This is a genomic window from Asanoa sp. NPDC049573, from assembly GCF_040676615.1.
In the GTDB taxonomy this organism is placed as follows: domain Bacteria; phylum Actinomycetota; class Actinomycetes; order Mycobacteriales; family Micromonosporaceae; genus Asanoa.
In genome coordinates this window covers 1-26,480 of record NZ_JBFAPI010000010.1, presented here as the reverse complement: position 1 = coordinate 26,480, position 26,480 = coordinate 1, and the positions used below count along the sequence as shown (strand labels likewise).

At 70.5% G+C, this 26,480-nt stretch carries 25 protein-coding genes; 14 read left to right on the top strand and 11 right to left on the bottom strand.

The features are described from left to right. Nucleotides 1-123 precede the first annotated feature (123 nt). From AB0J74_RS22135 to AB0J74_RS22085, 11 genes are all read left to right on the top strand, one after another. Nucleotides 124-1,461, top strand: coding sequence for an extracellular solute-binding protein (locus AB0J74_RS22135; RefSeq protein WP_363450761.1), 1,338 nt, complete (start codon nucleotides 124-126; stop codon nucleotides 1,459-1,461). Next, nucleotides 1,458-2,348 carry a sugar ABC transporter permease gene (locus AB0J74_RS22130; RefSeq protein WP_363450759.1) on the top strand — a complete coding sequence of 297 codons (891 nt, stop codon included), beginning with the start codon at nucleotides 1,458-1,460 and terminating at the stop codon, nucleotides 2,346-2,348. The genes AB0J74_RS22135 and AB0J74_RS22130 overlap by 4 nt, the downstream gene beginning before the upstream one ends. Further along, nucleotides 2,345-3,208, top strand: a complete 864-nt coding sequence (locus tag AB0J74_RS22125; RefSeq protein ID WP_363450757.1) for a carbohydrate ABC transporter permease — start codon at nucleotides 2,345-2,347, stop codon at nucleotides 3,206-3,208. The genes AB0J74_RS22130 and AB0J74_RS22125 overlap by 4 nt, the downstream gene beginning before the upstream one ends. Next, nucleotides 3,205-4,038, top strand: coding sequence for a sugar phosphate isomerase/epimerase family protein (locus tag AB0J74_RS22120; RefSeq protein ID WP_363450755.1), 834 nt, complete (start codon nucleotides 3,205-3,207; stop codon nucleotides 4,036-4,038). Before AB0J74_RS22125 ends, AB0J74_RS22120 begins: the two co-directional genes overlap by 4 nt. Further along, a complete protein-coding gene (locus AB0J74_RS22115; protein WP_363450753.1) occupies nucleotides 4,035-5,117 on the top strand; it encodes a Gfo/Idh/MocA family oxidoreductase in 1,083 nt (360 codons plus the stop codon). The genes AB0J74_RS22120 and AB0J74_RS22115 overlap by 4 nt, the downstream gene beginning before the upstream one ends. Further along, nucleotides 5,114-5,953, top strand: a complete 840-nt coding sequence (locus AB0J74_RS22110; RefSeq protein WP_363450750.1) for a sugar phosphate isomerase/epimerase family protein — start codon at nucleotides 5,114-5,116, stop codon at nucleotides 5,951-5,953. The genes AB0J74_RS22115 and AB0J74_RS22110 overlap by 4 nt, the downstream gene beginning before the upstream one ends. A 15-nt stretch (nucleotides 5,954-5,968) precedes the next feature. After that, nucleotides 5,969-7,177: a D-mannonate dehydratase ManD gene (gene manD, locus AB0J74_RS22105; RefSeq protein WP_363450748.1), complete on the top strand. Its 1,209-nt coding sequence runs from the start codon at nucleotides 5,969-5,971 to the stop codon at nucleotides 7,175-7,177. Between the two features lie 321 nt (nucleotides 7,178-7,498). Beyond that, nucleotides 7,499-8,602, top strand: a complete 1,104-nt coding sequence (locus AB0J74_RS22100) for a sugar phosphate isomerase/epimerase (RefSeq protein WP_363450745.1) — start codon at nucleotides 7,499-7,501, stop codon at nucleotides 8,600-8,602. 97 nt (nucleotides 8,603-8,699) lie between these two features. Beyond that, on the top strand, nucleotides 8,700-12,038 hold the full coding sequence (locus AB0J74_RS22095) for a ThuA domain-containing protein (protein ID WP_363450743.1): 3,339 nt from the start codon (nucleotides 8,700-8,702) through the stop codon (nucleotides 12,036-12,038). A gap of 150 nt (nucleotides 12,039-12,188) precedes the next feature. Next, complete coding sequence (locus tag AB0J74_RS22090; protein WP_363450741.1) at nucleotides 12,189-12,914, top strand: alpha/beta hydrolase; 726 nt, start codon at nucleotides 12,189-12,191, stop codon at nucleotides 12,912-12,914. 41 nt (nucleotides 12,915-12,955) lie between these two features. After that, a complete protein-coding gene (locus AB0J74_RS22085; protein WP_363450739.1) occupies nucleotides 12,956-13,756 on the top strand; it encodes a methyltransferase domain-containing protein in 801 nt (266 codons plus the stop codon). On the opposite strand, the gene AB0J74_RS22080 is transcribed toward AB0J74_RS22085, so the two are convergent. The 10 genes from AB0J74_RS22080 to AB0J74_RS22035 form a co-directional block, all read right to left on the bottom strand. After that, complete coding sequence (locus AB0J74_RS22080; RefSeq protein WP_363450737.1) at nucleotides 13,719-14,927, bottom strand: epoxide hydrolase; 1,209 nt, start codon at nucleotides 14,925-14,927, stop codon at nucleotides 13,719-13,721. The genes AB0J74_RS22085 and AB0J74_RS22080 overlap by 38 nt on opposite strands. Nucleotides 14,928-15,085: 158 nt before the next feature. Further along, nucleotides 15,086-15,892: an alpha/beta fold hydrolase gene (locus tag AB0J74_RS22075; RefSeq protein ID WP_363450736.1), complete on the bottom strand. Its 807-nt coding sequence runs from the start codon at nucleotides 15,890-15,892 to the stop codon at nucleotides 15,086-15,088. Between the two features lie 15 nt (nucleotides 15,893-15,907). Continuing rightward, the gene (locus AB0J74_RS22070) at nucleotides 15,908-16,483 is read right to left on the bottom strand and encodes an RICIN domain-containing protein (RefSeq protein ID WP_363451244.1); all 576 of its coding nucleotides are present in this window, start codon (nucleotides 16,481-16,483) and stop codon (nucleotides 15,908-15,910) included. A 96-nt stretch (nucleotides 16,484-16,579) separates the two neighbouring features. Further along, a complete protein-coding gene (locus AB0J74_RS22065) occupies nucleotides 16,580-17,572 on the bottom strand; it encodes an ABC transporter substrate-binding protein (protein ID WP_363450734.1) in 993 nt (330 codons plus the stop codon). Further along, on the bottom strand, nucleotides 17,569-18,651 hold the full coding sequence (locus AB0J74_RS22060; protein ID WP_363450732.1) for an ABC transporter permease: 1,083 nt from the start codon (nucleotides 18,649-18,651) through the stop codon (nucleotides 17,569-17,571). The genes AB0J74_RS22065 and AB0J74_RS22060 overlap by 4 nt, the downstream gene beginning before the upstream one ends. A 70-nt stretch (nucleotides 18,652-18,721) precedes the next feature. After that, nucleotides 18,722-19,480: an ATP-binding cassette domain-containing protein gene (locus tag AB0J74_RS22055; protein WP_363450730.1), complete on the bottom strand. Its 759-nt coding sequence runs from the start codon at nucleotides 19,478-19,480 to the stop codon at nucleotides 18,722-18,724. Nucleotides 19,481-19,482: 2 nt separating this feature from the next. Then, complete coding sequence (locus AB0J74_RS22050; RefSeq protein WP_363450728.1) at nucleotides 19,483-20,385, bottom strand: hypothetical protein; 903 nt, start codon at nucleotides 20,383-20,385, stop codon at nucleotides 19,483-19,485. After that, nucleotides 20,382-21,797, bottom strand: coding sequence for an FGGY family carbohydrate kinase (locus AB0J74_RS22045; RefSeq protein WP_363450726.1), 1,416 nt, complete (start codon nucleotides 21,795-21,797; stop codon nucleotides 20,382-20,384). Before AB0J74_RS22045 ends, AB0J74_RS22050 begins: the two co-directional genes overlap by 4 nt. Further along, entirely contained in the window at nucleotides 21,794-22,801 is a 1,008-nt protein-coding gene (locus tag AB0J74_RS22040) for a LacI family DNA-binding transcriptional regulator (protein ID WP_363450724.1), read from the bottom strand. Before AB0J74_RS22040 ends, AB0J74_RS22045 begins: the two co-directional genes overlap by 4 nt. Further along, nucleotides 22,798-23,913 carry a PfkB family carbohydrate kinase gene (locus AB0J74_RS22035; RefSeq protein ID WP_363450722.1) on the bottom strand — a complete coding sequence of 372 codons (1,116 nt, stop codon included), beginning with the start codon at nucleotides 23,911-23,913 and terminating at the stop codon, nucleotides 22,798-22,800. The genes AB0J74_RS22040 and AB0J74_RS22035 overlap by 4 nt, the downstream gene beginning before the upstream one ends. A gap of 70 nt (nucleotides 23,914-23,983) precedes the next feature. Between AB0J74_RS22035 and AB0J74_RS22030 the strand changes: the two genes are divergently transcribed. Both AB0J74_RS22030 and AB0J74_RS22025 read left to right on the top strand, forming a co-directional pair. Beyond that, nucleotides 23,984-24,682 carry an AAA family ATPase gene (locus AB0J74_RS22030; protein ID WP_363450720.1) on the top strand — a complete coding sequence of 233 codons (699 nt, stop codon included), beginning with the start codon at nucleotides 23,984-23,986 and terminating at the stop codon, nucleotides 24,680-24,682. A gap of 36 nt (nucleotides 24,683-24,718) precedes the next feature. Further along, on the top strand, nucleotides 24,719-25,711 hold the full coding sequence (locus AB0J74_RS22025; RefSeq protein WP_363450718.1) for a class I mannose-6-phosphate isomerase: 993 nt from the start codon (nucleotides 24,719-24,721) through the stop codon (nucleotides 25,709-25,711). 3 nt (nucleotides 25,712-25,714) lie between these two features. On the opposite strand, the gene AB0J74_RS22020 is transcribed toward AB0J74_RS22025, so the two are convergent. Next, nucleotides 25,715-26,119 carry an SRPBCC family protein gene (locus tag AB0J74_RS22020; protein WP_363450716.1) on the bottom strand — a complete coding sequence of 135 codons (405 nt, stop codon included), beginning with the start codon at nucleotides 26,117-26,119 and terminating at the stop codon, nucleotides 25,715-25,717. A gap of 60 nt (nucleotides 26,120-26,179) precedes the next feature. Here AB0J74_RS22020 and AB0J74_RS22015 point away from each other — a divergent pair, with 60 nt between their 5' ends. Then, complete coding sequence (locus tag AB0J74_RS22015) at nucleotides 26,180-26,341, top strand: hypothetical protein (RefSeq protein ID WP_363450714.1); 162 nt, start codon at nucleotides 26,180-26,182, stop codon at nucleotides 26,339-26,341. Nucleotides 26,342-26,480 lie beyond the last annotated feature (139 nt).

Sequence of the window (26,480 nt, the reverse complement as noted above, 5' to 3'; positions counted from 1 at the left end):
GGCGCCAGCCAACCACCGATGGCAACACATGGCAAACGGTTGTCACGCCGGATTGCCACTGACTAGCGTCACCGGACAACATCGACCATGTTCCACTCCTTCGCGGTACCCGAGGAGTTCCCGATGCACAGACGCACCCTCGCCGCGCTGGTCAGCGCGCTCTTGCTTGGTTCGGCGCTCACCGCCTGCGGTTCCGACGACGACGGCGGCGGCGCTACCGGCGACAACTCCGGCGTCACGCTCACGATGCTCATGGGCGTCAACAACATCTACCCCGAGCAGCAACGGCAGTGGTTCACCGAGGTCTCGTCCAAGTTCCAACAGCAGACCGGTGCCACCGTCCGGTTCGAGACGTTCGCCTCGGCCAACGACGAACTGACGAAGATCCAGACGTCGGTCGTCGCGGGCCAGGGCCCCGACGTCTACGCGCTCGGCACGACCTTCACCCCGACGGCGTACGCCACCGGCGCGTTCGTCGAGTTGCAGAAGGAAGACTGGGACAAGGTCGGCGGCCGCGACCGGTTCCTGCCGGCCACGCTCGGCATCTCCGGCCCCGACCAGCAGCACGAGGTCGGCATCCCGTTCGCCAGCCGCCCGTTCGTGATGGCCTACAACAAGGACCTGCTGACCGCGGCCGGCATCGACAAGCCCGCCGACAGCTGGGACGGCCTGCGCGACCAGGCCAAGCAGCTCACCAAGGACGGCAAGTACGGCCTGGCGATCGGCTACGCCGACGGCTTCGACCCGTGGAAGTTCATCTGGGCGATGACCACCCAGGCCGGCGCCCCGGTCGTCAAGGACGGCAAGGCCGCGCTGGACAGCCCCAACACCAAGCTCGCCTACCAGAGCTACCTCGGCTGGCTGGCCACCGACAAGGTCGTCGACCCGGCCGCCGTGGGCTGGAAGAACGCCCAGGCGATCGCCGCGTTCGGCGAGGGCAAGGCGGCCTTCCTGCCGATGGTCTCGGCCAGTTCCAAGGTGACCCTCGACAAGTCGAGCGTGGCCGGCAAATACGCGTACGCGGTGATGCCCACGATCCCGCCCGGCGCGACCTCGCTGCCGCCCGGTGGCGTCGCGGCGACCAGCATCCTGTCCGGCGACAACGTCGTGGTCGCCAAATACAGCAAGCACAAGGACCTCGCGCTGGCCCTGGTCAAGCTGCTCACCAGCGAAGAGTCGCAGACCAGTTACTACAAGACGTTCGGTGAGCTGCCGACCAACCAGGCCGCGGCCCAGGCCCTGGGCAGTGACCCGGCGTTGGCCGCGATCGTCGAGTCGGCCGGCAAGTCGGTCAACACGCCGTTCACCGGTGGCTGGAGCCAGGTGCAGCTCGCGCTGACCAACGTGGTGGTGCAGTCGATCCCCGACCTGTCCGCCGGCAAGGTCGACGACGGCAAGCTGACCGGGCTGCTCGGCCAGGCCCAATCGACCGCGCAAGGCGCGCTCGACAAGGCCAAGTGAGCGACCGCCGCCCCGCCACCCGGCAGGGACGTCCACTCTGGATGTTCCTGCCGGGTGGCGTGCTCACCCTCCTGGTGATCGCCATACCGTTGGCGCTCGCCCTCTACATCTCGCTGCTCGACCTCGACCAGTACTCGATCCGGGAATGGGTCGGCGCCGACTTCATCGCGTTCGACAACTACGTCGAGGCGGTCCGCGACTCACACCTGGTGCACGCGATCGGCATCAGCCTCGGCTACTCGGCGCTGGTGTCGGCGGCCTGCGTCCCGCTCGGGCTGGCCGCGGCCATCGCCACCCAGGACCGGTTCCGCGGCCGCGCGCTGGTCCGCTCGATCCTGCTGGTGCCCTACGTGCTGCCGGCGTTCGTGGTCGGCAGCACCTGGCGGATCATCTTCCAGCCGGACGGCATCGCCAACCGGGTGCTCGGCACCGAGGGCCTGTGGCTCAACGGGCCGCGCAGCTTCTGGGCGCTGGTCCTGGTGCAGCTCTGGGCCGGCTGGCCGCTGGTCTACCTGCTGGCCGCGGCCGGCCTGCAGTCGGTCGACGCGAGCGTGCACGAGGCGGCCGCGCTCGACGGCGCCGGCTGGTGGGCCAAACTGCGCCACGTGGTGCTGCCCCAGCTGCGCGGGCCGCTCTCGCTCGCGCTGGTCATCTCGTTCCTGCACAACGTCAACAGCTTCACCCTGCCGTTCGTGCTGTTCGGCGTGCCGAGCCCGGTCGACGTGGAGGTGCTGCCGGTGCTGACCTATGTGGAGAGCTTCCAGAACTTCGAGTTCGGCCTGAGCGTGGCGATGGCCGTGATCTCGCTGGTGCTGGTGGCCATCCCGATGGCGGTCTACCTGCGCGCCGTGCGCCTCGACACCGGCCGCGAACGGAGCTCGCGATGAGGCGCAGCGAGGAAGTCGCCCGGCTGCTGCCCGGCCCGCTGCGCACGGTGGTGCTGGCCGTGCTGCTGCTGATCGTGCTCGGCCCGCTGGCCTACATGGCACTCGCGAGCGTCAGCTCCGACCTGGCGGTGGCCCGGGGCGCGCTCTGGCCCGACGGGTTCCACATCGACAACTACGCCCGGATCTGGTCGACCACCAACCTGGGCCGCGGGCTGGTCAACAGCGTGCTGATCGCCGGCGCGGTCGCGGTCGTCAGTGCGTTCGTCGCGCTGCTGTCCGCGTACGTCCTCGTGCGCTATGCCTTCCGCGGCCGCGTCGCGGTGCTGCGCGGCCTGCTCGCGCTGCAGAGCATTCCCGGCACGCTGCTGCTGCTCCCGGTGTTCGTGCTGTTCGCCAGTGCCGCCACCGCACTGGGCATCACCATCATCGGCACCCGGTGGGCGGTGCTGGTCACCTACCTCACCTTCGCCCTGCCGTTCTCCACCTGGGTGATGGTCACCTACCTGCGCGAGCTGCCGCCGGAGCTCGACGAGGCGGCCCGGGTCGACGGCGCCTCGCCGTGGCGGGTGCTGACCCGGGTGATCGCGCCGCTGAGCTGGCCGGGGCTGGTCGTCAGTGGCGTGTTCGCCTTCCTGCTGGGCTGGAACGACGTACTGTTCGCCTCGGTGCTCACCAACCCCGACAGCCGCACCGCCGCCGTCGAGTTGCAGATCTTCGGCGCCAGCCAGGAGGGCGGTGCCCTGCCGGTCTACGGCCAGCTGATGGCCGCGGCCCTGGTCTGCGCCGTGCCGGTGGTGGCGCTCTACCTCGTGTTCCAGCGATATCTGGTGGCCGGGCTGACCACGGGAGGCGTGCGGTGACGCAGTGGGTCCTGTCCGGGTTCGGCGACGAGATCGACCCGGACCCGGTGGTGCAACTCGCGGTGCTGGCCGCTCTCGGCGCCCGGCACCTCGAGCTGCGCAGCGCGTGGGACGTCAACGTCGTCGACCTCGACGCCGGCCAGCTCGACACGATCGCGGCGCTGCTGGCCGAGCGTGGCATGGCGGTGTCCGCGATCGCGTCGCCGATCGGGAAGGTCGACATCGCCGACGACCCGGCCGGCGAGCGCGCGCGGTTGGACAAGGCGATCGCGGCCGCACACCGCCTCGACTGCCGTTACATCCGGCTGTTCTCGTTCTATCGCGCCGCCGGCAGCACCGCGCACGACATCCGCGACGAGGTGCTGCGCCGGATGCGGGAGTGGGCCACCGTCGCCGAGCGGGAGGGCGTCACGCTGCTGCACGAGAACGAGAAGGAGATCTACGGCGACACCCCGGACCGGGTACGCGACCTGGTCGAGTCGGTCGGCTCGCCGGCGCTGCGGGTGGCGTGGGACAACGCCAACTTCGTGCAGGTCGGCGTGCGGCCGTTCACCGACGGCTATGCCATGCTCCGCCCATACCTCGAGTATCTCCAGGTCAAGGACGCCGTCGCGGCCACCGGCGCGGTGGTGCCGGCCGGGCACGGCGACGGCGAGTTGCGCGAGACGCTGACCGCGCTGCGCGACGACGGCTACACCGGCTTCGCCTCGCTCGAACCGCACCTCGCACTGCAGAGCGCGACCGGCGGCTTCTCCGGCCCGGCCGCGTTCGGCCGCGCCGCCCGCGCGTTCGCCGCACTCACCGAATCGATCGGAGTGGACACCCGATGACCAGCATCCCAGTGGCCGTTGTCGGCGCCGGCATCATCGGCGACGCCCACGCCGAGGCCGTGGCCCGCCATCCCCGCCTCCGGCTGGCCGCCGTCGTCGACTCCGACCCGCCGGCCCGCGAGGCGCTGGCCGCGAAGACCGGCGCCGCGGCGTTCGCGACTCTCGCCGACGCTCTCGCCGCCGGCCCGATCCGGCTGGTCGCCGTGTGCACCCCGAGCGGGCTGCATGCCGCGCAGGCCGAGGAAGCGCTGGCGGCCGGCGTACACGTGCTGGTGGAAAAGCCGTTGGACGCGTCACCGGGTGCGGCCCGCCGGCTGGCGGACCGGGCTGACGAGCTGGCCGAAAGCGGGCTGGTCGCGTCGGTGGTCAGCCAGCACCGCTTCGACCCGGCCAGTGTCGCCGTCGCGGCGGCCGTGCACGGCGGCGGTCTCGGGCAGCTCACGTCGGCGGTGGCGACGGTGCCGTGGTGGCGGGCGCAGAGCTACTACGACTCGGCCGACTGGCGGGGCACCCGGCGGCTCGACGGCGGCGGCGCGCTGATGAACCAGGGCGTGCACACCGTCGACCTGCTGCTCTGGCTGCTCGGCAGGCCGGTCGAGGTCGCCGCCTACACCGCCCGGCTGGCCCACGACCGGATCGAGGTCGAAGACGTCGCGGTCGCCACGCTGCGGTTCGCCTCCGGCGCGCTGGCGACCCTGCACGCGACCACCGCCGGCCATCCCGGCCTCGGCGTGCGGCTCCAGGTGCACGGCACCGCCGGCTCCGCGGTCATCCACGACGACCAACTCGAATACCTGCACGCGACCGGGATGGAGACCGCCGCCGACGCTGTCCCGGCCGCGGAGTTGCGCGGTGCGGCGAAACCGCCGGACAGCTTCGTCCTGGGCCACCTGCGCCAGTACGACGACGTGGTGGCCGCCATCGACGGGGGGCGGCCACCGGGTGTCGGGTTGCGCGACGGCATGCTCGCGGTCGCGGTGGTGCACGCCGTCTACGCCTCCGCCGCGCTCGGCCGGCCGGTCGCGGTCGACGAGGTGCTCGCCGGCGCCTTCGACGACCTGGCGGAGGTGGCCCGATGAGGTTCTCGGTGTTCACCGCCTCGACCCCACAGTGGACCCCACAGGAAGCGGCGGCCGAGCTGGCCGCGCAGGGCTGGGACGGCATCGAGTGGCGGGTCACCGACCAGGACGACGCGCCGGTGCCGGGCTTCTGGACCGGCAACCGGGCGACCTGGCCGTTGCGCGGCCTGGAGGCGAACCTGCCGGAGATCGCCCGGATCACCCGCGAGGCGGGCCTGGACTACTCGGGCATCGGCGGCTACGTGCCGAGCAGCGACCGCGCCGGCGTCGAGCGGATGCTGGCGGCCACCGCGACCCTCGGCGCCGGGCGGGTCCGGGTCACCATGCCGCGGCTGGGCACGGCGCCCTATCCAGAGTTGTTCGCGGCCACCCGCGACGACCTGACCTGGGTCGCCGAGCGGGCCGCGGCGCACGGCGTCACGGCGCTGATCGAGTTGCACCACGGCACGATCGCCGCGGCCGCGTCGGCCGCGCTGCGCCTGGTCGACGGGCTCGACCCGGGCCGGGTCGCGGTCATCCACGACGTCGGCAACCTGGTCATCGAGGGCCACGAGGACCATCTGGCCGCGTTCGAGTTGCTCGGTCCCTATCTGGCACACGTACACGTGAAGAACGTCGCCTGGCGACCGGTCGGCACCCGGCCCGACGGGTCGACCGCCTGGGCGCCGGACTGGGCACCGCTGCGGAGCGGCCAGGCCGACCTTGGGGCCTACTTCACTGCGCTGCGGGCCGTCGGTTACGACAACTGGGTGACCGTGGAAGACTTCTCGACGGCGCTACCGCTCCTGGAGCGCACCCGGGACAACCTGGCCTACCTGCGCACGCTGGTGGGTTGACCACAGGGAGCAGCCGTGAAGATCGTCGACGCGCGGGTGATCGTGACCAGCCCCGGCCGCAACTTCGTCACCCTCAAGCTGGTCACCGACGACGGCCTGACCGGGGTCGGCGACGCCACCCTCAACGGGCGCGAACTCGCGGTCGCCGCCTACCTGACCGAGCACGTGGTCCCGGCGCTGATCGGGCGCGACGCCAGCCGGATCGAAGACACCTGGCAATACCTCTACAAGGGCGCCTACTGGCGGCGCGGCCCGGTGACGATGACCGCCATCGCGGCGGTCGACACGGCGCTCTGGGACATCAAGGGCAAGGCCGCCGGCATGCCGGTCTACCAGCTGCTCGGTGGTCGCAGCCGGGAGGGCGTCACGGTGTACGGGCATGCCAACGCCGAGACCACCGACGGCGTGCTCGCAGAGGTGGCCCGCTACGTCGACCTGGGCTACAAGGCCGTGCGGGTGCAGGCCGGCGTGCCGGGCCTGGCCACCACCTACGGGGTCAGCGGCGACAAGATGTTCTACGAGCCGGCCGACGCGGCGATACCGAGCGAGGCGGTCTGGTCGACCGAGCGCTACCTGACCCACACGCCGGCCGTGTTCGCCCGGGTCCGCGACGAGTTCGGCCCGCAGTTGCGGTTGCTGCACGACGTCCACCACCGGCTCACCCCGATCGAGGCCGGCCGGCTCGGCAAGAGCCTCGAACCCTACGCGCTGACCTGGATGGAAGACCCGACTCCGGCCGAGTTGCAGGAGAGCCTGCGGCTGATCCGCCGGCACACCACGACGCCGATCGCGATCGGCGAGATCTTCAGCTCGATCTGGGACTGCCAGCAGCTGATCGCCGAGCAGCTGATCGACTACATCCGGGCGACCGTGGTGCACGCCGGCGGCATCACCCACCTGCGCCGGATCTTCGACCTGGCCGCGCTGCACCAGGTGCGCAGCGGCTCGCACGGTGCGACCGACCTGTCGCCGGTCTGCATGTCGGCGGCGCTGCACCTGGATATCTCGATCCCCAACTTCGGGCTACAGGAATACATGCGGCACACGGCGGAGACCGACGCGGTCTTCCCGCACGACTACCACTTCGCCGACGGCTACCTGCACCCGTCGGAGGAGCCCGGGCTCGGTGTCGACATCGACGAGGAGCTGGCCGCCCAGTTCCCCTACCGCCCGGCAGCGCTGCCGGTCAACCGGCTCGAAGACGGCACGCTGCACAGCTGGTGACGGGCAAGCTTTCCGCTGATCGTGCAAAAGTTCCGAGGATTCTCTCAGAACTTTCCGCGCATCACCATCTATCTTTTTGGCCCCGCGTGCCATTATCGTCTCTCTATCCGTAACACCCCCGACACATCCCGGGTCGGCCGGTCATCCCAGAGCCGGTCGCCTGCCGCGAGTGGCACCGCGGCGTGTTCCTGTCCCTGTCAGCGATGAGCTCTCCTCCCGGGCGCGCCGGCCGCGCCTGAATCGATTCACCCATCCCACGCGACGGCCTCTTGCTGCCGTCGTGACGTTGGCGGCTGCCCGCCGCCGAGAGGACGGACGACGATGACCGAAACTCCGTTGGACCCAGCCGCGCGCAGCCGCCTCACCCGGCGCAACATCCTGAAGGCCTCCGGTGCCGCCGCGGCCGCGATCGGCGCGGCCGGGCTGCCCGTGCTGTCGACCAGCGCTCCCGCGATCGGCGACCGCGGCCTGCACCCCGAAGAGCTGATCCCGGCGAACCGGCGCGGCATCATCCTCTACTCGGTGCGCGACCGGATCACCGCCGCGCCCGACGACAGCGGTGTGCCGTACGGCTTCGAGCGGGTGCTGGCCCGGGTGGCCGAGCTCGGCTACAAGGAGGTCGAGTTCGCCGGCTACACCCAGCACACCTCGATCCTCGGCCGGCAGATCACGCCGGCGGAGATCCGCAAGATCCTCGAGGACAACGGTCTGGTCGCCAACGGCACGCACACCTCGATCAACCCGACCACCTTCACCGAGCAGCTCGACATCTCCGAGACGCTCGGCATGAAGCACATCGGCACCGGCTCCGACCCGACCAACTCCGCCTACCGCGCGGATTGGGACGCGGCCGCCGACGTGTGGAACGAGCTCGGCCGGCAGGCGCGCAAGCGGGGGATGAAGCTCTACACCCACAACCACGACGCGGCGTACGGGTTCCTGCTCGACGAGGGCCCGCTGGACGCCAACGGCAAGCCGACCCGTTCGTCGGGCATGCGCAAGCTCGAATACTTCTTCGGCAAGGCCGACCCGAAGTACGTCTTCTTCGAGCTCGACATCTACTGGGCCTACGTGGCCCGGTTCAAGCACCAGAAGTTCATCGACAAGAGCGGCGTCGAGCGTACGGACCTGTTCGACCCGATCCTCAACGTGGCCTCCCGCGGCGACCGGTTCCCGCTGTTCCACGCCAAGGACGGCAACCGCAACAGCGCCCTGGCCAACGGCTACGAGATGGTGCCGCTAGGCGAGGGCGACATCAACTTCCAGCAGTTCTTCGAGACCATCGGCGACGCCGACTACCGGCACGCCAACTGGGAGCAGGACAACGCGCCCGGCGGCGCCGCCAACCCCGGCCAGTCGCTGGACTTCGCCGCGCTGTCCTACCAGAACATGAGCGAGCTGACCATCTACAAGCGCGGCCACTGAGCCGCCGCACCACCCGGTTCCGGCTCCACCCGCGAAACGGGCCGGGCGCGGCGGCGCGCGCCCGGCCTCCGAGGAAACCCACTACCCCGGAGGAACAATGCCATCGAACCTCCGCCGACGGCTGGCAGTGCTGGCCGCGGCGACCATCGGGATCCCGCTCGTGCTGGCGCCCACCAGCGCGCAGGCGGACCCCCGCACCACCGACCCCGCGGCCGGCAGCAGCCGCACCGCGGACCCGGAGACGCTTGTCGCGGCCGAGAACGGCCCGAAGGCGCTGCGTTCATCGGTGCGAGCGCCAAAGAGCTACAAGGTGCTCGTCTTCACCAAGACCGCCGGTGTCCGTCGTCCGTCCATCCAGGACGGTGTTGTGACCATCCGCGCACTAGCCAAGGACAACGGCTTCACCGTGACGGCGTCGCAGGACGCGGCCGACTTCACCGCCGCGAACCTGGCCAACTTCCGCGCCGTGGTGTTCCTCAACACCACCGGCGACATCCTCAACGCGGCGCAGCAGGCCGCGTTCGAGGCCTACATCAAGGCCGGTGGCGGCTACGTCGGCGTGCACGCGGCGGCCGAGACCGAGCCAGACTGGCCGTTCTACCAGGCGCTGGTCGGCGCCAAGGTGGCCACTGCGACCGGCGTCGAGGCCGGCAACGTCGACATCGCCGACCGGGTCCACCCGGCGACCGAGACGGTGCCGCGCACGCTGACGCTGACCGAGGAGTGGTACAACTTCACGGCCAACGTCCGCGGCCAGTCACACGTGCTGGGCACGGTCGACGAGAACAGCGTCACCGGCGGCACGATGGGCTTCGACCACCCGATCACCTGGTGCAAGGACTACCAGGGCGGGCGGTCGTTCTACACCGGTCTCGGCCACTCGATCGAGACCTACCGGGCCGCGGCCTACAAGAAGCACCTGCTCGGCGGCATCCAGTGGGCCTCCGGCGTGGTCGAGGGCGACTGCGGCGCGACCGTGCTGGCCAACTACGAGAAGGTCACCCTCAACGACGAGCCCGGCGAGCCGATGTCGCTGGCCGTGCTGCCCGACGGCCGGGTGCTGCACAACACCCGCGGCGGCCAGATCCGGCTCTACGATCCGGCAACCAATGCCAGCCCGGTGATCACCACGATCCCGGTCTACTCGCACGATGAAGACGGCCTGCAGACGCTGGCGATCGACCCCGACTTCGCCACCAACAAGTGGGTCTACGTCTACTACGCGCCGCCGCTGAACACGCCCGTCGACAACCCGGCCACGCCGGGCGTCAACGAGGGTGACGCACCGGCGACCAGCACCGACCCGACGACGTGGGACAAGTTCAAGGGCTACAACCAGCTTTCCCGGTTCAAGCTGGTCGACGGCGCCAACCCGCATCTCGACCTGGCCACCGAACAGCAGATCATCCGGGTCGACACCGACCGCGGCATCTGCTGCCACGTCGCGGGCAAGGTGAAGTTCGACGGCAAGGGCAACCTGTTCCTGATCACCGGCGACGACACCAACGCCGGCGGCTCCGACGGCTTCGCCCCGATCAACGACGCGCCGGGCCAGGGCCCGGGCTACGACGCGCGGCGCTCCGCGGCCAACACCAACGACCTGCGCGGCAAGATCGTGCGGATCAGGGTGAAGGACAACGGCACCTACACCGTGCCCGCCGGCAACCTGTTCCCGGAGGCGCAGGACACCGCCGACAAGACCCGTCCGGAGATCTTCCTGATGGGCCTGCGCAACCCGTTCCGGTTCGACGTCGACAGCACCGGCAGGGTGTATGTCGGTGACTACTCCCCCGACTCGCGGGTGTCCAACCCGCTGCGCGGGCCGGAGGGCACCGGCCGGTGGTTCAGCACCAACACGGCCGGAAACTACGGCTGGCCGCTGTGTGTCTCGCCAAGTCTGCCCTATGTGGACTACGACTTCGCGACCCGCACGTCCGGGGCGCCGTTCAACTGCGGTGCGCCGGTCAACGACTCGCGGCACAACACCGGCCTGACGGTGCTGCCCGCGGTGCAGCAGCCTCAGTTCTGGTACACGTACGAGGCCCGCACTCCGTGCGGCGGCGCCTACCTGCAGAACCCGCCGATCCCGTGCGACTTCAAGTGGCCAGTGATCGGCACCGGTGGCGTCGGGCCGCACGGCGGCCCGATCTACAAGTACGCGGCGGACAGCACCTCGGACGTGAAGTTCCCGGAGTACTACAACAACTCGGTCGTCTTCGGCGAGTTCACCCGGGACAAGATCTTCATGATGCGCACCGACGGCAAGGGGAACCTGACCGGCGTCGAGCAGTTCCTGCCCGGCGTGGTGTTCGACAACCCGATGGAGATGGAGTTCGGCCCCGACGGCGCGCTCTACGTCCTGGAGTACGGCGACGGCTTCTTCAACGCCAACCCGGACGCGCAACTGTCCGTCATCCGGTATGTCAAGGGCACCCGGTCGCCGGTGGTCAAGCTGTCCGCGACACCGACGTCGGGGCAGGCGCCACTGACCGTCGCGTTCTCCTCGGCCGGCACGTTCGACCCGGACCCGGGCGAGTCCATCTCGTACGCCTGGGACTTCACCAACGACGGCACCGTCGACTCGGCGGACCCGAACCCCTCGTTCACGTACACCGAGAACGGCTCCTATGTGGCCAAGCTGACGGTGACCGACTCGAGCGGCAAGACCGGCGTGCTGACGACGGTCATCGTGGTCGGCAACACGGCACCTTCCGTGCGGGTGACAACCCCGATCGCCGGCTCGTTCTTCAACTGGGGTGACTCGATCCCTTACACGGTCGAGGTTTCCGACCCCGAAGACGGGCCGGTCGACTGCTCGCGCGTGGTGGTGACGTTCGTGCTCGGTCACGACACACACGGCCACCCGGACGGTTCGACCACGGGCTGCTCCGGCACGGTGCAGTCGCCGGCCGACGGCGCCGACCACGCCGGTGGCTACCTGTACGGCGGAATCAGCGCCTCCTACACCGACCTCGGTGGCGGTGGGCAGCCGCCGCTGACCACGGTCGGCCAGGCGGTCATCCAGACGCCGCGGCAGCAGGCCGAGTTCGCGCAGGTGCGGACCGGCGTGACGGTCGCCAACACCGGCGACACCGGGGGCGGCCAACACGTCAACGGCATCGACGTGGGCGACAACATCGCCTTCGACCCGATCAACCTGGGTGGCGTGTCGACCGTGACGTTGCGGCACTCGGGCGGATCGGCGACGACCGCGGGCACGCCGCGGGCGACCGTCGAGTTGCGGGCCGACTCACCCACGGGCCCGGTGGTGGCCACCGCGACGCTCAACGCGACGACCGGCAACGGCGCCTTCGTCGACACCGCGGTCCCGGTCAGCTACCCGGCCGGCACCCACAAGCTCTACCTGGTCTTCGGCGCCGTGCCCGGCGGCCCGACGACCGGCCTGGTCAACCTCAACTGGGTCCAGTTCGACTGACGTTCCTCCCGGTGCGGCCCGCCATCCCCATCCGGGGGTGGCGGGCCGTTGGTCAGTCGAGACGACGACGTCGCGCGAAACCACCCCGCGAAACGACCGCTTCCATTACTCTCGGTGAGGATCATTCTGCCCTGCGTGAGGGAGACACACATGGCAAAGCCCACCATCGTCCTCGTGCACGGCGCGTGGGCCGACGCGTCCAGTTGGAACGCCGTCGCTGCGGCGTTGCAGGGGCAGGGCTTCACCGTCTTCGCGCCGACCAACCTGCTGCGCGGCGTCACTATCGACGCGCCCTACGTGGCCTCGTTCCTGGCCGGTCGCACGACCGGGCCGGTGGTGCTGGTCGGCCACTCCTACGGCGGCTTCGTCATCACCAACGCCGCGACCGGCGGCGGCGACGTGCGGGCCCTGGTCTACGTCGACGCGTTCATCCCCGACGAGGGCGAGACGACCTTCCAGATCATCGGTGGTTCCAGTTCGGCGCTCGCGGTGCCCGACCCGACCACCGTGTTCGACGCGGTCCCCTACCCGGGCGGCCCGCAGGGCGACGTCGAGGCGTTCCTGCGCAACGACGCGGTGCACGCCTCGTTCGCGCAGGACCTGCCGGAGGCCGACCGCAGGTTGATCGCCGCCGGCCAGCGGCCGCTGACGCTCAGCGCCAACAACATCCCGTCCGGCCCGCCGGCCTGGAAGTCGGTGCCGAGTTGGTCCGTCATCGGCCTGCAGGACCGGATCATCCCGCCCGACGTGCAGCGCCACATGTCCGAACGCGCCGGTGCCACGGTCACCACCGCCGACGCCTCGCACGTCTCGATGATCTCGAAGCCGCAGGCGACCATCGACGCGATCCAGGCTGCGGCGGCGTCGGTCGGCTAAATCCCTTGCCGGGTCGGTGAACGCCACCGCAGACTCGCCCGGTGGATGAGGCTCAGCGGGGTCGACGCCGGATGTCGTTCGACGGGGCGGCGGGCACCTATCGGCGCGGGCGGCCGGCGTACCCGGAAGCGGTCTTCGATCTGCTGACCGCCCGGTGTGGATTGCGGCCCGGCGTCCGGGTGCTCGAGATCGGCGCCGGCGCCGGCCTCGCGACCGGGCCACTGCTGGCGCGGGGCGCCAACGTGGTCGCCGTCGAGCCCGGCGCCAATCTCGCCGCGCTGCTCGCCGCCGACCATCCCGAGGTCGAGGTGGTGGTCGGCGACTTCGAGACGGCCCCGTTGACAGGTCCGTTCGACCTTGCCGTCGCCGCGACGTCACTCCACTGGGTCGACCCGGTCGCCGGGATCGCGAAGCTCGGCACGCTGGTGCGGCCGGGCGGCTGGCTCGCCGCGTGGTGGACCGAGTTCGGCGACGTCAACCGCCCGACCGCGTTCCGCGACCGGCTCGACGAGGTCTACCGCGACCTGATGCCGGCCGAACCGGGCTATCGCGACAGTCGCTCACACGTGCTCGACACCGAGCGCTGGAGCGCGGTGCTGACAGCGGGCGGCTGGTTCGGCGACGTCTCGGTCGACGTCATCGAGTGGCAGCAGCGACTGACCCCCGACTCGGCCCGCGAGCTCTGGTCGACGTTCCCCAACGTGGCCGAACTCGGCCCGGCCGAGCGCGAGCAGTTTCTCGGCCGGCTCGCCGCCCTGGTCGACGGCGGGGTCGACGACCCGCGCCTGACCGTCGTCTACACCGCTAGCGCAGCGCCTGCAGGCCGTCGCGCACCTCGCTGACGAAGATTTCCGGCTGCTGCCAGGCCGCGAAGTGGTTGCCCAGGTCGACCTCGTTGAAATAGATGAGGTCCGGGTACGCCGCCTCGGTCCACGACTTCGGCGCCTGGTAGAGCTCGTGCGGGAAGACGCTCACCGCGGCCGGCACCCGCACGCCCTTGGCGTCGAAGAAGCCGAGCTTGTTCTCCCAGTAGAGCCGGGCCGACGAGACGCCCGTGTTGGTCAGCCACGTCAGCGTGATGTTGTCGAGGATCTCGTCACGGGTGAGGCTGCCGACCGGCTCCTCCCGCACGAACGCGGTCGAGATGTCGTCGTAACTCTGCGCGTCGTGGTCGAGCATCCAAGCCGCGAGGCCGATCGGCGAGTCGGCCAGGCCGCAGAGCGTCTGCGGGCGCAGGGCCATCTCCACGGCGTACCCGATGCCCTTGGTGAACATGAACATGAGCTGGTCGAAGGCGCGGCTCTCGTCCTCCGACAGGTCGGTCGGCCGCGGATCGCCGGCACCGAGCACATTGGACGCGATCACCTTGGAGACGGCGGCCGGGACGGTGCCGGGCATGTTGGAGTGGATGCCGAGCAGCCCTTCTGGGGCCTGCACGCCCATCAGGTCGGTGACGATCGCGCCCCAGTCGCCCCCCTGTGCCGCGAACCGCGAATAGCCCAACCGCTTCATCAACACAGTCCAGGCCCGGGCGATGTGGCCGGGGTCCCAGCCGATGGTGTCCGGGCGCTCGGAGAACCCGTACCCCGGCATCGACGGGATCACCACGTGGAAGGCGTCTTCGGCGCGGCCGCCGTAGGTCTCCGGATCGGTGAGCGGTCCGATCGCCATCAGCATCTCGACGACGGAACCCGGCCACCCGTGGGTGAGAATCAGCGGAAGCGCGTCGTCATGCTTGGACCGCACGTGGATGAAGTGAATGTCGAGGTCATCGATGCTGGTCAGGAATTGGGGGAACGAGTTGAGCCGCTGCTCGACCCGCCGCCAGTCGTAGTCGCCGCCCCAGTAGCGGGCGAGAGCCTGCATAGTGTCTTGCTGGACACCCTGCGACGCGTCGTCGACAGGCTCACACTCGGACCAGCGGGTGTTGGCGATGCGGCTACGGAGGTCGGCGAGGTCCGCCTCGGGGATCTCGACGGTGAACGGCCGGACCTCGTGGTTTTTCCTGGACAACTCGGGCTCCTCTCGCGTGGACGTGGCATGCCGCGCGCCAGCGGCTTGATCCACGGCACGTCGGGGAACGTCATCCTGGGCCGGCGCCGAAAGCCAGCCAGCACGCCAGGTTTATGAATCTTCATGGTAGGCCGGACCCGGCGTAGGCCGAGGTCGGTTCACGCGTACGCGTCCAAGAACGTGCGGATGCGGTCGGCGATGGACGGCCAGTCGGTACCGAGCCAGACGAGATGCGTGTGCGCCTGGCTTTCCACGAGCGAGGCGTGGCGGATGGTGTTGGCGAGAGACTCGGCGTGCGCGAACGGGACGCCGCGGTCGGTGCGGGTGGCTATCACCAGGGTGGGCTGGTCGATGCCGGCGGTGACGTCGGGAGTAGGGCGCAGGTCGCTGACGAATCCGCGACCCGAACGCATGTGGGAGAACAGGTGCAGCAGCATGGCACGGTCGTCGTCGCTCAACGCCGCCATGACCGTCCCGACCGGGAGCGTGGACAGGCCCCGCAGCATCAGCCGCAGGCCGGCCTCGGGCGCCAGCCGCATGAGGGCGCGCACGCCGGCCCAGGTGAGCCGCTCGGTCGCGCCATTGAAGACGACGTACGCACCGAGTCGGGTCACCGGGTCCGGATAGGGCAGAAAGCTGACGGCACTGATCATGATCAAGCGGTCGACCAGCGAGGGGTGGCGCGCCGCCATTGTCGCGGCCGTGGGCCCGCCGCCGGAGATGCCGACGGCCGCTGCGACGCGGTCGACGCCGAGATCCGCACACAACTCCCGGACCGCGTCGCAGAAGTGCGGTGCCGTGGACAGCGGCGTGCCGCCGTAGCCGGGGCGGGACGGCACCAGCACGGTGCAGCCGGCCGCCGCGAAAACCTCCTCGCCCAGCGGAAGACCGGCGCGCATGTGTCCACCGTGGAAGATCAGCACCACGGTGTCGCCGCGCCGGTCCAGCCGGAACTCGAGCTCCACGAGGTGGAGCATGCATCAGAAGGCGAAGAACCACCACTGGTTCGTGTACGGGAACTCCGGACCGAAACAGTCCCACTGCCGCAGCTCGGTCAGGTCGTAGCGGTCGGCGGCCGGCACGTCGACGCACTTGTGGTCGTAGACGGGCCGCATCTGGTAGAGACCGTTGGCCCCCTGCACGAACTCGAACATCTGCTGCCAACCCGGGCTGCAGTCCCAGGTCTGGATCCGCTGGCCGTTCTCGAACCGGCCGTCGAGCACGTCCAGGCACTTGTCCGGGTTCTGGTAGAGCAGGAACATCGGCTTGATCCGCCAGGCCGTCACGCCGTTGACCCGGCCGATGTTCTCCAGCTCGAACTTCTGGTTGTTGGTGTCGAAGCAGCTGTACTGCTGCACGACGGCGCCGTTGTGGAAGTTCCAGTCGCGGATGTCGATGCACTTCCGCGACATGTCGTTGACGATGTAGTAGGTGCCGCCGGAGCCCGGCGTCACGTGGTGATAGGTGTAGGGCGCCGCCTGTGCCGGGCCGCCGACCAGCACCAGGCCGGTCACCGCCAGCAGCAGCACCGCGAAGGCACGGCTCAGCTGTTTCATCACGCGGGGACCGTAGCCACGCGACCTATTTTTGATCTATCCGAAGCGGCCCGGCACTCCTGGTGAGGGGTGCCGGGCCGCCGTGCCGGAACAGGGTCAGCAGCTCGCCTTGTAGGCGGCGGCCTGGCCCTCGGCGCTGGTCAGGTTGTCCTTGGTGATGATGGTCGAGCCGGTCTGGATGTTGGCCTCGTTGGGCTCGCCCTTGAGGGCCTTGATCGCCTGCTGCACGCCCCGTACGCCGATGTCGCCCGGCTGCTGCGCGATCAGTGCCTGCACGGTGCCGTCCTGGAGCGCCTTGATCTGCTCCGGTCCGGCGTCGAAGCCGACCACGTTGACCTTGCCCTGCTTGCCGGCCTGGCGGATACCGGTCGCCGAGCCCTGCGCCGAGAAGAGGTTCGACGCGAAGATGCCCACGATGTCGGGGTCCTTCTGCAGTGCGGCACTCACGATCGAGGCGGCCTTGGCCGGGTCGTTCTGCGAGTACTGCACGCCCAGGTAGGTGAACTTCGGGTCGGCCTTGGCGGCGTCACCGAAGCCCTTGTCGCGGGCGTCGGTGGTGCTGATGCCGGGCTGCACGCCGACGCCGAGCACCTTGCCGCCGTTGGGCGCGAGCTTCTGGATGGCCTCGAACGCGGCCTTGCCACCCGCGCTGTTGTCGGACGAGATCGCCGACACCGCGACCGACGGGTCGTTGAGCGTGGTGTCGACCAGCACGATCTTGATGCCCTGGGCCTTGGCCTGTGCGATCGGCTGCTGCATGGCCGAGACGTCGGTCGGAGCGATCAGGATCGCGTCGGGCTTGGACGCGATGACCGACTGCAACACCGGGGTCTGCAGGGTCGGGTCGAACTTCTGCGCACCCTGGGTCGTGACGGTGGCGCCTTCCTTGGCCGCCTCCTCCTTGATGCCGCATTCCATCGTGATGTAGAACGCGTCGCCCGCGACGCCCTGGACGAACGCCAGCTTGTAGTTGCCGGACTTCGCGCCGCCGGCGGTGGAGCCGCCGCCGTCGCTGTCGGAGCCACAGGCGGCCGCGCCGAGCGCGACGGCGGCCAACGCGGCGACTATGGCGGTTGACTTGCGCTTCATGCTGATCCCTTTCTCGATGCGCTTCCTGCACGGGACAGGAATGGCAGGCGTGTTTTCGTGCCTCTAATCGCGGCTGCACGGCGGAGCTGGTCGACGTAGACGACGGCGACGAGCACCGCGCCGACGACGACCTGCTGCCAGAACGGCTGCACGCCGGTCTGGATGAAGCCGTTCTGCAGCACGATCGGGATGAACAGTCCGATGACGGTGCCGAACACGGAACCAATGCCACCGAACAGGCTGGTGCCGCCGATGGCGACGCCGGCGATGACGTTCAGCGGCGTGTTGGACTGGCCGCCGATCGTCGTGGACTGGAAGAAGCCGAGGTTGAGCAGGCCGGCGAAGCCGGCCAGCAGCCCCGCGAACGCGTACACCTTGATGAGGTGTCGCTCGACCTTGACACCGGCCCGGCGGCCGGCCTCGGCGTTGGAACCGATGGCGTAGGTGTAGAGGCCGAACCGGGTGCGGTGCAGGAGCACGATGCCGAAGATCACCACGACCGCGGAGATCACCGCGATCGTCGGCACCTGGCCGACGATGTTGCCGAAGCCGATGTCGTTGACCAGCGTCTGCGGCGCGTCACGCAGGTCGAGACCCTTCGTCATGATCTGCGCGAAGCCCAGCGCGGCACTCAGCGATCCGAGCGTCACCACCAGCGGCGGCACTTTCGCCTTGGCCACCAGGAACCCGTTGAGCAGGCCCCAGGCCAGCCCGGAGACGAGGGCGGCGACGAGTCCGACGAGGACCGTGCCCCAGCCCTGGCCGCCGAACGCGACCATGATCTTGTCGGCGACCACGCCACTGAACACCAGCACGCTGCCGACCGACAGGTCGATTCCGCCGGTGATGATCACGAAGGTCATACCGACGCCGAGTACGGCGTAGATGGCCGTGTTCTGCACGATGCCGCGGATGTTGAACCCGGTCAGGAACGTGTCCGGGCGCAGCGCGGTGAACACCGCGACCGTGACGACCAGCAGGATCAGGATCTGCAGCGCCTGCAGGCGGGAGATCCGGCTGAGCCGGCCGGCCGGTGCGTCCTCGGTGGACGCCGCGGGCGCCGTCTGCGTGGTGGTCATGCCGCTGCCTCCCTTCGGTCGGCGGGGCACGACAACCGGTCACTGAGCCGGCTGCGCTCGCTTCGCTCGCTCATGACGCCTCCTGTGCCACGGCACCGGTCATCGCGGACACCAACTGCTCCATCGAGGTGTCCGCCTTGTTGTAGGTCGCGACCCGGCGGCCCCGCCACATCACCTGGATGCGGTCGGCGACCTCCATGACGTGCGGCATCGAGTGGCTGATGAACACCACCCCGATCCCCTCGCCGCTGACGCGGCGGACGAGTTCGAGCACGTTCTGGGTCTGCACCACGCCCAGCGCGGCCGTCGGCTCGTCGAGGAAGATGACTTTCTGGGCCCAGGCGGCGGCCCGGGCGACGGCGATGCCCTGGCGCTGGCCGCCCGACATCCCGCCGACGGTGCCCCCCAGGTCGCGGACGGTGGCGCCGAGCCGGTCGAACGCGCTGCGGCTGCCGTCGCGCATCGCCTTGCCGTCCATGAAGCCGAGCTTGCCGAGCAGGCCCTTGCGCATCACCTCGCGGCCCAGGTACATGTTCTGCACCGGCGAGAGGTGCGGTGCCAGCGCGAGGTCCTGGAACACGGTCTCCATGCCGAGTTCACGGGCGTCGGTCGGCGAGGTGAGCTGCACCGGCTTGCCGTCGAAAAGGATCTCGCCCGCGTCGGCGCTCTCCGCCCCGGACAGGATCCGCACCAGGGTGCTCTTCCCGGCGCCGTTGTCACCGATGAGGGCGACCACCTCGCCGGCCTGTACGTCGAAGTTGGCGTTGGTCAGCGCCTCGACGTGGCCGTAATGCTTGGTGATCCCGCGCGCTTCGAGTACCGCTGTCATGGCTAGTTCACCGCCTCCGTGAAGGGCCGTGCCCGCCCCGCCACCGTGTCGAGGCAGGTCTGCAACCGCTGGCGCGCCACGGTGTCCAGGAACTCCTGCCGTGCCGGCCCGGAAAGGCCGATCGCTTCCTTCCAGATGGACCGCCCGGCGATGAACCCGGACGCGCCACCCTCGTCGCACGAGACCCGCAGCACGTTCTGGAACTCGTCGAAGCCGACGCCCGCGGAGAGCACCGCCCACGGAGCCTTGACCGTCTCGGCGACCCGCCGGCACCCGCGCGGTGAGCCCGGGTATTCGATCTTCACCAGGTCGACGCCGGTGTCGGCGATCCGCACCGCCGCCTCGACGATCAGGTCCTCGCGCTGCTGCGCGGTCAACTCCTCGCCGGGCAGCGCGTAGATGAGGTTCTCCACCACCGACGGGATGCCGACCGCCTTGCAGTCGGCGGCCACCTCACGGACGATGTCGAGCACCTCGGCCGAGATGTCCGGGCCGTCACCGACCGGGCGGCCCGGGCGAAGCTGGACGAGGAACTTGACCGCGTCGCCGCCCTGGGCCTTGACCCAGGCCGCGTCCTGCTTCGGGTCGCGGTGGGTCCGCGGCTCGCCGTTGTAGTTGCCGCGGTCGGCCGGCTCGGCCGCGACCAGCAGTCCGCAGGACGCCGCCCGGGCGCCGGCCTCGGTCACCGAGGGCACGCCGTAGGTCGGGTCGAGCAGGATGGCGCTGGCCAGCGGGGTGAGCGCCGCGGCGACGTCGATCTTCGCCTGGTGCATGTCGCCTTCGCTGGGGTCCTGGCCGACCGCGGCGAACATCCGGCGCAGCGTGTTGCGCTGGTCCATCGCGACGATCGAGAAGATGCCGTTGGCGTCCGCGATCGCGCTCAGACCTGTATCTCGCTCCGTCATGCGTTGTCCTTTCGTGTGCTCGCTGCGGTCGCGACGGCGGTGACGTCCGCCCGGTCAACCGTGTCGAGGAACTGCCGAGTCACCTTGTCCAGTGGGATGTCGTACGCGGCGCAGGCGCCGAACATCGCGGCACCCCGCGCGCCCGGTTGCTCCAGTTCGGAGATCCGCAGCCGGGGTATCACCGCCGCCTTGGCCCGCCGCACGCTCGCCATCCGGGTCCAGCCGCCGGCCGCGACCGCCGTGCGGTGCTCGCCGACGACCGAGTTGACCGCGGCCAGCAGCGCCGCGGTCTGTTCGCCGAGGTGCTTGAGCGTGGCCGCCCAGAGCAGGTCGGGGCTGGCGCCGTCGCGGATCCGGAGGGTCACGTCGTTGTCGTGCATCGCTGCGCCGACCACGGTCAGCGCGTCACCCACAGGGGCGTCGGGCTGCCAGCGCCGGTCGAGGTCGTCGCGGCGCTTCGGGCCGTCGGCGCCGACCAGCGCGAGCACCCGGCGCATCACCAGGCCCGAGCGCATTCCCCCGATCAGCACCGCGTGGTCGGGCAGCACGTGCCGGCCGGCGTCGATACCGAGGCCGACCAGGGTGGCCCGCTCGTCGTCGGTGAGGATGCGGGGCACCGAGCGGAGCAGCACCTCGGCGGTGCCACACGAGTCGAACAGGTCGGCCGGGCCGGTGGCGCCGGCGCCGATCGCGGCGACCGGGTGGTCGTGGCCGGCGACGGTGACGGCGGCGCCCTCGAGTGCCGGGATGCCGATGCCTCTCCGGACCAGGCCGGCCGGCTGGCCAGCCGGCCTGGTCTCGGGCAGGAACTCCGGGCCGACGCCGATCCGGTCAAGGGCCTCGGTCCACGGCTGGCCGGTGGCCTGGTCGAGCAGCCCGGTGCGGGAGGCCAGGGAGGGTTCGCTGATCCGTTCGCCGGTCAGCACGTAGGCGACGAACTCCGGCATGTTGAGCCAGCGCGACGTCTTGTCGAGCCCGATGCCGGCGCCGCGCATCCAGAGCAGCTTGGGCAGACTCCACTGTGAACCGACCGGCAGGCCCGTGCGGCGCGGGAAGTCGGCGACGAACTGGTTTCCCTGCCCTTTGAGTTCGGCTGCGCCGCGCTCGTCGAACCAGGCGATGACCGGTGAGGTTTCCCGGCCGTACGCGTCGAGGATCGTGCCGCTCTCGGCCAGGCCGGCGATGCCGATGCCGGCCACCTGAACGTCTCCCTCGACCTGGCCGACCGCGTCTTCGAGCGTGCGCAGCACGTCGGCCACGAGCGCCGCGCCGGTGGTCTCCAGCCGGCCGTCGGGCGTCTGGGTCCAGGTGGTCGGGTTGCGGGCGAAGGCGACGGTGCTGCCGTCCGGGCGGGTGAGCACGGCCTTGGTGACGGTGGTGCCGAGGTCGACACCGGCGACGACTTCGGTCATGCGGTCACCTCCGGTGCCAACTCGCCGCTGCCGCGGGGCACCACCCGCAGCGGCGCCAGGATGGTCTCGACCGGCGGCTCGTCGCCGGCCAGCCGGCTGAACAGCCGCTCCGCCGCGAGCCGGCCGATCGCCTCGGGCGAGTGGTCGACGATGGTGATCGCCGGGGTCAGCGTGTCGGCCATGGCGAAGTCGCCGAACGAGATGAAGCCGAGGTCGGTGCGGCGCAGCCGGTGGATCGTCGGCAGCGAGCCCAGCGAGCAGCGGGTGTTGGCGCTGAACACGGCGGTCGGCGGGTCGGTCATCCGCAGCAGCGCCTCGACCGCCACGCCGGCGTCGCCCTTGGCCGGCTCGACCTGGGCGACCAGGTCGTCGTCGAACGCGATGCCGGCGGCCTCGATCGCGTCCCGATAACCGGCCAGCCGGTAGCGCGCGGTCGCGGTGCTCAGCCGGTCGCCGATGTAGGCGATCCGCCGGTGGCCGTGCCGCATCAGGTGCTCGACGGCCATCCGGGCACCCCCGCGGTCGTCGACCACCACCGCGTCGGCCGCCAGGTCTTCGGCGGCACGGTCGATGAAGACCAAAGGGCAGCTGGAGGTACGCAGGTACGCGTGATCGTCTGAAATGGACGCGATGATGAGCCCGGCGACCCGCCGTTGGAACAGGCCGTCGAGCACGATGCGCTCGCGCTCGGCCCGCCGGCGGGTGCTGGCGATGATGACCGAGACACCGCGGTCGAGGGCCATCCGCTCGATCTCGCCGATGACGCTGGCGAAGAACGGGTCGCCGACCTCGTCGACCACCACGCCGATGGTCTCGTCCTGGCCCAGCCGCAGCGACCGCGCGAGCGGGTCGGGCCGGTAGCCGAGTTCGACGACCGCCTGCTCGACCCGCGCCCGGGTGGCCGCCGAGACCCGTTCGTCGCCGTTGATCACCCGGGACGCGGTCTTGGTGCTGGTCTGTGCGGCCTCCGCGACGTCGCGAAGCCGGGCCCGGGGCCGCTTCATGGCTGGGTGCCCAGCTTGCGCAGTTGCGCCAGCAATTCGGCGGCCCGGTCCGGGTCGACGCCGCCGGCCCGGAGTTGCTCGCAGGACGCGCTGGCGGTGGCGGACCCGCGCAGTATGGCGGCCGCCCAGTCGACGGTGCCGCCGGCTTTCCCCGCTCCCCCGGTGCCGGAACCCGCGGCGCTGCCCGCGCCACCGCTCTCGGCGCGGCTCGCGCCACCGCCGCCGGCGCTGCCTGCGCCTGCGGCATTGTCCGACGCTGCGCCGGCGGCTTCGATCTCGAGCAGCACGCCGCCAAGGAAGGAGTCGCCGGCGCCGACGGCGCTGACCACCTCGACCTTGATCGCCGGGAACCAGCGGACCCGGCTCGTGCCTTCGGCGAGCGCGACACCGTGCGCGCCCGCGGTGACCGCGGCGTTGTGGGCGCCCAACTCGCACAGGGTGGTCGCGGCCGCCATGGCCCGCTCGCGCACGTCGCTGTCGGCGTCGAGGAGCACCAGGCCGGAGGTGCCGGAGATGGCCGCCTCGGCCTCTTGCAGGTTGGGCTTGACCAGGTCGGGACCGCTGGCCAGGGACGCGCGCAGGGCGGCCGGCGCGGTGTCGACGACGGCGATCACGCCGGCCTCGTGGGCCAGGCGCACCAACTGTCCGTAGCCGTCTTCCGGCGCGCCCGGCGGCAGGCTGCCCGAGCAGGCCAACGTGCGGTGGCCGGGCAGGCTGGCCGCGATCGCGTCGCGGTAGCGCTTCCAGATGGCGGCGTCGATGGTGGAACCGGGCTCGTTGACGATGGTGGTGCGGCCGCCGGGCTGTTCGATCACGATGATCGCGTTGCGGGTGTCGCCGGGCATCGGCACGTCGACGACGTCGGCGCCCTCCTCGGCGAGCAGCCGCAACAGGCGTTCCCGGTCGCGGTCGGCGACCAGGCCGACGACGGTCGCGCGCTGACGGTGTGCCCGGGCGACGCGGGCGATGTTGACACCCTTGCCGCCGGCCGTGACCTCCACCGACCGGGCGCGCATCACCCCACCGAGCACCAGCTCCGGGACGAGCTGTGTCCGATCCAGACACAGGTTGGGCGTCGCGATCAGCACTGACCGGTCCCCTCTTCGACTCATCAGGTAATCGTTGTCACGAGACGAGGTAATCGATGTCACAGCGGTGCTCGAACTATGTGCACGGTGCTTCATGACTGTCAAGATGACGAAGAGTTTTCAGGGACGTTTCGTAACAGGATCGTTTCCCGGAACGGGCCGTACTACATGGAGAGTGACGCAGCAGTCACGTTCCGTCAGGACGGAGGTGACCAATTTGGTCAACCTGCCCGCCGTGCTCGTTACCGGGCCGCCGGCGAGCGGCAAGACCGTGCTCGCCCGCGCCGTCGCGCGATCGCTCAACGCAGCTCTGTTCGATCAGGACGTGCTCACCAGGCCGCTGACCGCGGTGGTCGCCGGCTTGCTCGGCACCGACGATCTCGATGATCCGCGGCTGGCTCTGTCCACCCGGGCCGCTCGCTACGAGACGCTGTTCGACGCCGCCGCCGACAACCTCGCGATCGGCAACCCGGTCGTGCTGGTCGCGCCGTTCACCGCCGAACGCCGTGATCCGCTCGCCCTGCGCCGCGTCGCCGACCGGTTCGCGGCTTTCGGCGGTAAGACGACGCTTGTCTGGCTACGGGCGACACCGGACCTGCTGCGCGAGCGGATGAGCGGCCGGTCGGCCGCGCGCGACCGCGCCAAGCTCGCCGATCTCGCCGCCTTCCTGGACCGGGTCGACCTGGCCCCGCCGACGGTCCCCCACCTCGCGGTTTCCGCCGCCGCCGCACCCGCCGACCAGGTCCGGCTCGTGCGGGACCACCTTGACGCCGCGGGACCACCCCGCCAATGATCACGTCGCCGCCGCTCTCGCTCGGAGGAGAAACCCATGACCGTCATCGTGCTTCCCGCCAATCAGCCGGCCGACCGGTTCTACCTCGGCGGCGACCGGATCGCGGCGTTCCGCGGGAGCGCGCCCGCCGGTGACCACACGCCGGAAGACTGGGTGGGGTCGACCACCACGGTCGCGGGCTTCGACTCGCTCGGGCTGACCGTCCTCGACGACGGCCGCTTCCTGCGCGCCGCGATCGCCGACGATCCGGTGCGTTGGCTGGGCGCCGAGCACGTCGCGCGCTTCGGCGCCGACCCGGCCCTGCTGGTCAAGCTGCTCGACGCGGGCGAGCGGCTGCCGGTGCACGTACACCCGGATGACGCGTTCGCCCAGTCGCACCTGGGTTGCCGCAACGGCAAGACCGAGTCGTGGATCATCCTGGACGCGGAACCGGGCGCCAAGGTGCACCTCGGCTTCCGCGAAGACGTCGAGCCGGCGACCCTGGCCGGCTGGGTGGCCCGCCAGGACCGGGAAGCGATGCTGGGCGCGCTGCACGCGGTCGAGGTGGCCGCCGGCGACACGGTCTTCGTGCCGGCCGGCTACGCGCACGCGATCGGCGCCGGCATCCTGCTGCTCGAACTCCAGCAGGCCGCCGACCTGTCGCTGCTGCTGGAGTATGACGGTTTCGCGATCGACGGCCCCCGCGACGGCCACCTCGGCATCGGCTTCGACGCGGCCCTGCCGTGCGTGCGCCACCAGGCGGTGCCGGCCGACACCCTCAACGAACTCTGCGGGCGGATCGACGATTCACGAATCTTCCCGGCGTACGGCGATGCCTTCTTCCGTGCCGTCCACCACGATGGACCGTCCACTTGGGAGCCCGGTTTCTCGATCGCCGTGGTGCTTTCCGGAGAGGGCCGGCTGGCCTGGGGCACCGACGAGTCGCTGGCCCTGCGCAAGGGCATGACCGTGCTGGTACCGCACGCCGCCGGCACGGTCCGCGTCGAGGGCCCGGTCGAGCTGGTCCGTTGCCGCCCGCCGGTCGCCTGAACGCTACCGTCCGCTTTCCAGGACCGCTTTGAGCTCCGCGATCCCCCGCTGGACACGGGGCCGGACCAGGTCGGCCATGTCGTGTGGGAGAACGTCGGTGACCCACACGACCCGGCTGCGGTCGCCCTCGGCGAAGACCTGGAACGCCGCGTGGTGGTAGGTCAGCGGCAGGCGTTGCCCGTCGGTCACCGTGTAGGCCATCCGGCGCAGGCTGTGGTCGACGGCGAGGATGAGTTCGCGGACCACCGTGCCGTCCGGCATGGTCAGGATGCGCACGTCGCCCTCGATGCGTGCGTCGGCCACCCGGCCGGGCAACAGCCGCCGGTGCACGGCACCGACGTCGGCGATGGCGTCCCAGACCCGCTGTGCGGGGACGTCGACCACGGCGTCGACACTGACCGTTGCCATGCTCGCTACCTCCGATCGCTGTTTCGGGCGAGCCCGTGGTGGACGACGGCCAGCGGGAGGATGCCCGCCACGTGCCAGATCAGGGCGCTGGCATCGAAGCGCACGCCCAACGCCAGCCGCGCGAGCACGCTGCGCTCCGACCACTCCGCCGCCGACCTCGCCGAGGCCAGCGGCGCCCAGGCCATCGCGCGGCAGGTCGCCGAGGCAGGCGCCATCCTCTAGGACCGCGGCGACCGGTTCCTCGCGTCGGTGCGGATGGCTGGCGACTAGGGCGTGTCCTGCCGATCATGAGAGCCAGATGATGGTGGCTATCAGCAGCAGGCTGGCCCGGTAGATCGCGGCGCGTTTCGCGAAGCGGGTG

Bases quoted from the DNA above. Each gene is read 5' to 3' on its own strand.
- AB0J74_RS22025 (WP_363450718.1), top strand. From the start codon at position 24,719: ATGACCGTCATCGTGCTTCCCGCCAATCAGCCGGCCGACCGGTTCTAC.
- AB0J74_RS22100 (WP_363450745.1), top strand. From the start codon at position 7,499: ATGACCGAAACTCCGTTGGACCCAGCCGCGCGCAGCCGCCTCACCCGG.
- AB0J74_RS22055 (WP_363450730.1), bottom strand. From the start codon at position 19,480: ATGACAGCGGTACTCGAAGCGCGCGGGATCACCAAGCATTACGGCCAC.
- AB0J74_RS22045 (WP_363450726.1), bottom strand. From the start codon at position 21,797: ATGACCGAAGTCGTCGCCGGTGTCGACCTCGGCACCACCGTCACCAAG.
- AB0J74_RS22110 (WP_363450750.1), top strand. From the start codon at position 5,114: ATGAGGTTCTCGGTGTTCACCGCCTCGACCCCACAGTGGACCCCACAG.
- AB0J74_RS22050 (WP_363450728.1), bottom strand. From the start codon at position 20,385: ATGACGGAGCGAGATACAGGTCTGAGCGCGATCGCGGACGCCAACGGC.
- AB0J74_RS22095 (WP_363450743.1), top strand. From the start codon at position 8,700: ATGCCATCGAACCTCCGCCGACGGCTGGCAGTGCTGGCCGCGGCGACC.
- AB0J74_RS22115 (WP_363450753.1), top strand. From the start codon at position 4,035: ATGACCAGCATCCCAGTGGCCGTTGTCGGCGCCGGCATCATCGGCGAC.
- AB0J74_RS22020 (WP_363450716.1), bottom strand. From the start codon at position 26,119: ATGGCAACGGTCAGTGTCGACGCCGTGGTCGACGTCCCCGCACAGCGG.
- AB0J74_RS22015 (WP_363450714.1), top strand. From the start codon at position 26,180: ATGCCCGCCACGTGCCAGATCAGGGCGCTGGCATCGAAGCGCACGCCC.
- AB0J74_RS22060 (WP_363450732.1), bottom strand. From the start codon at position 18,651: ATGACCACCACGCAGACGGCGCCCGCGGCGTCCACCGAGGACGCACCG.
- AB0J74_RS22070 (WP_363451244.1), bottom strand. From the start codon at position 16,483: ATGAAACAGCTGAGCCGTGCCTTCGCGGTGCTGCTGCTGGCGGTGACC.
- AB0J74_RS22040 (WP_363450724.1), bottom strand. From the start codon at position 22,801: ATGAAGCGGCCCCGGGCCCGGCTTCGCGACGTCGCGGAGGCCGCACAG.
- AB0J74_RS22035 (WP_363450722.1), bottom strand. From the start codon at position 23,913: ATGAGTCGAAGAGGGGACCGGTCAGTGCTGATCGCGACGCCCAACCTG.
- AB0J74_RS22030 (WP_363450720.1), top strand. From the start codon at position 23,984: ATGACTGTCAAGATGACGAAGAGTTTTCAGGGACGTTTCGTAACAGGA.
- AB0J74_RS22125 (WP_363450757.1), top strand. From the start codon at position 2,345: ATGAGGCGCAGCGAGGAAGTCGCCCGGCTGCTGCCCGGCCCGCTGCGC.
- AB0J74_RS22090 (WP_363450741.1), top strand. From the start codon at position 12,189: ATGGCAAAGCCCACCATCGTCCTCGTGCACGGCGCGTGGGCCGACGCG.
- AB0J74_RS22135 (WP_363450761.1), top strand. From the start codon at position 124: ATGCACAGACGCACCCTCGCCGCGCTGGTCAGCGCGCTCTTGCTTGGT.
- AB0J74_RS22065 (WP_363450734.1), bottom strand. From the start codon at position 17,572: ATGAAGCGCAAGTCAACCGCCATAGTCGCCGCGTTGGCCGCCGTCGCG.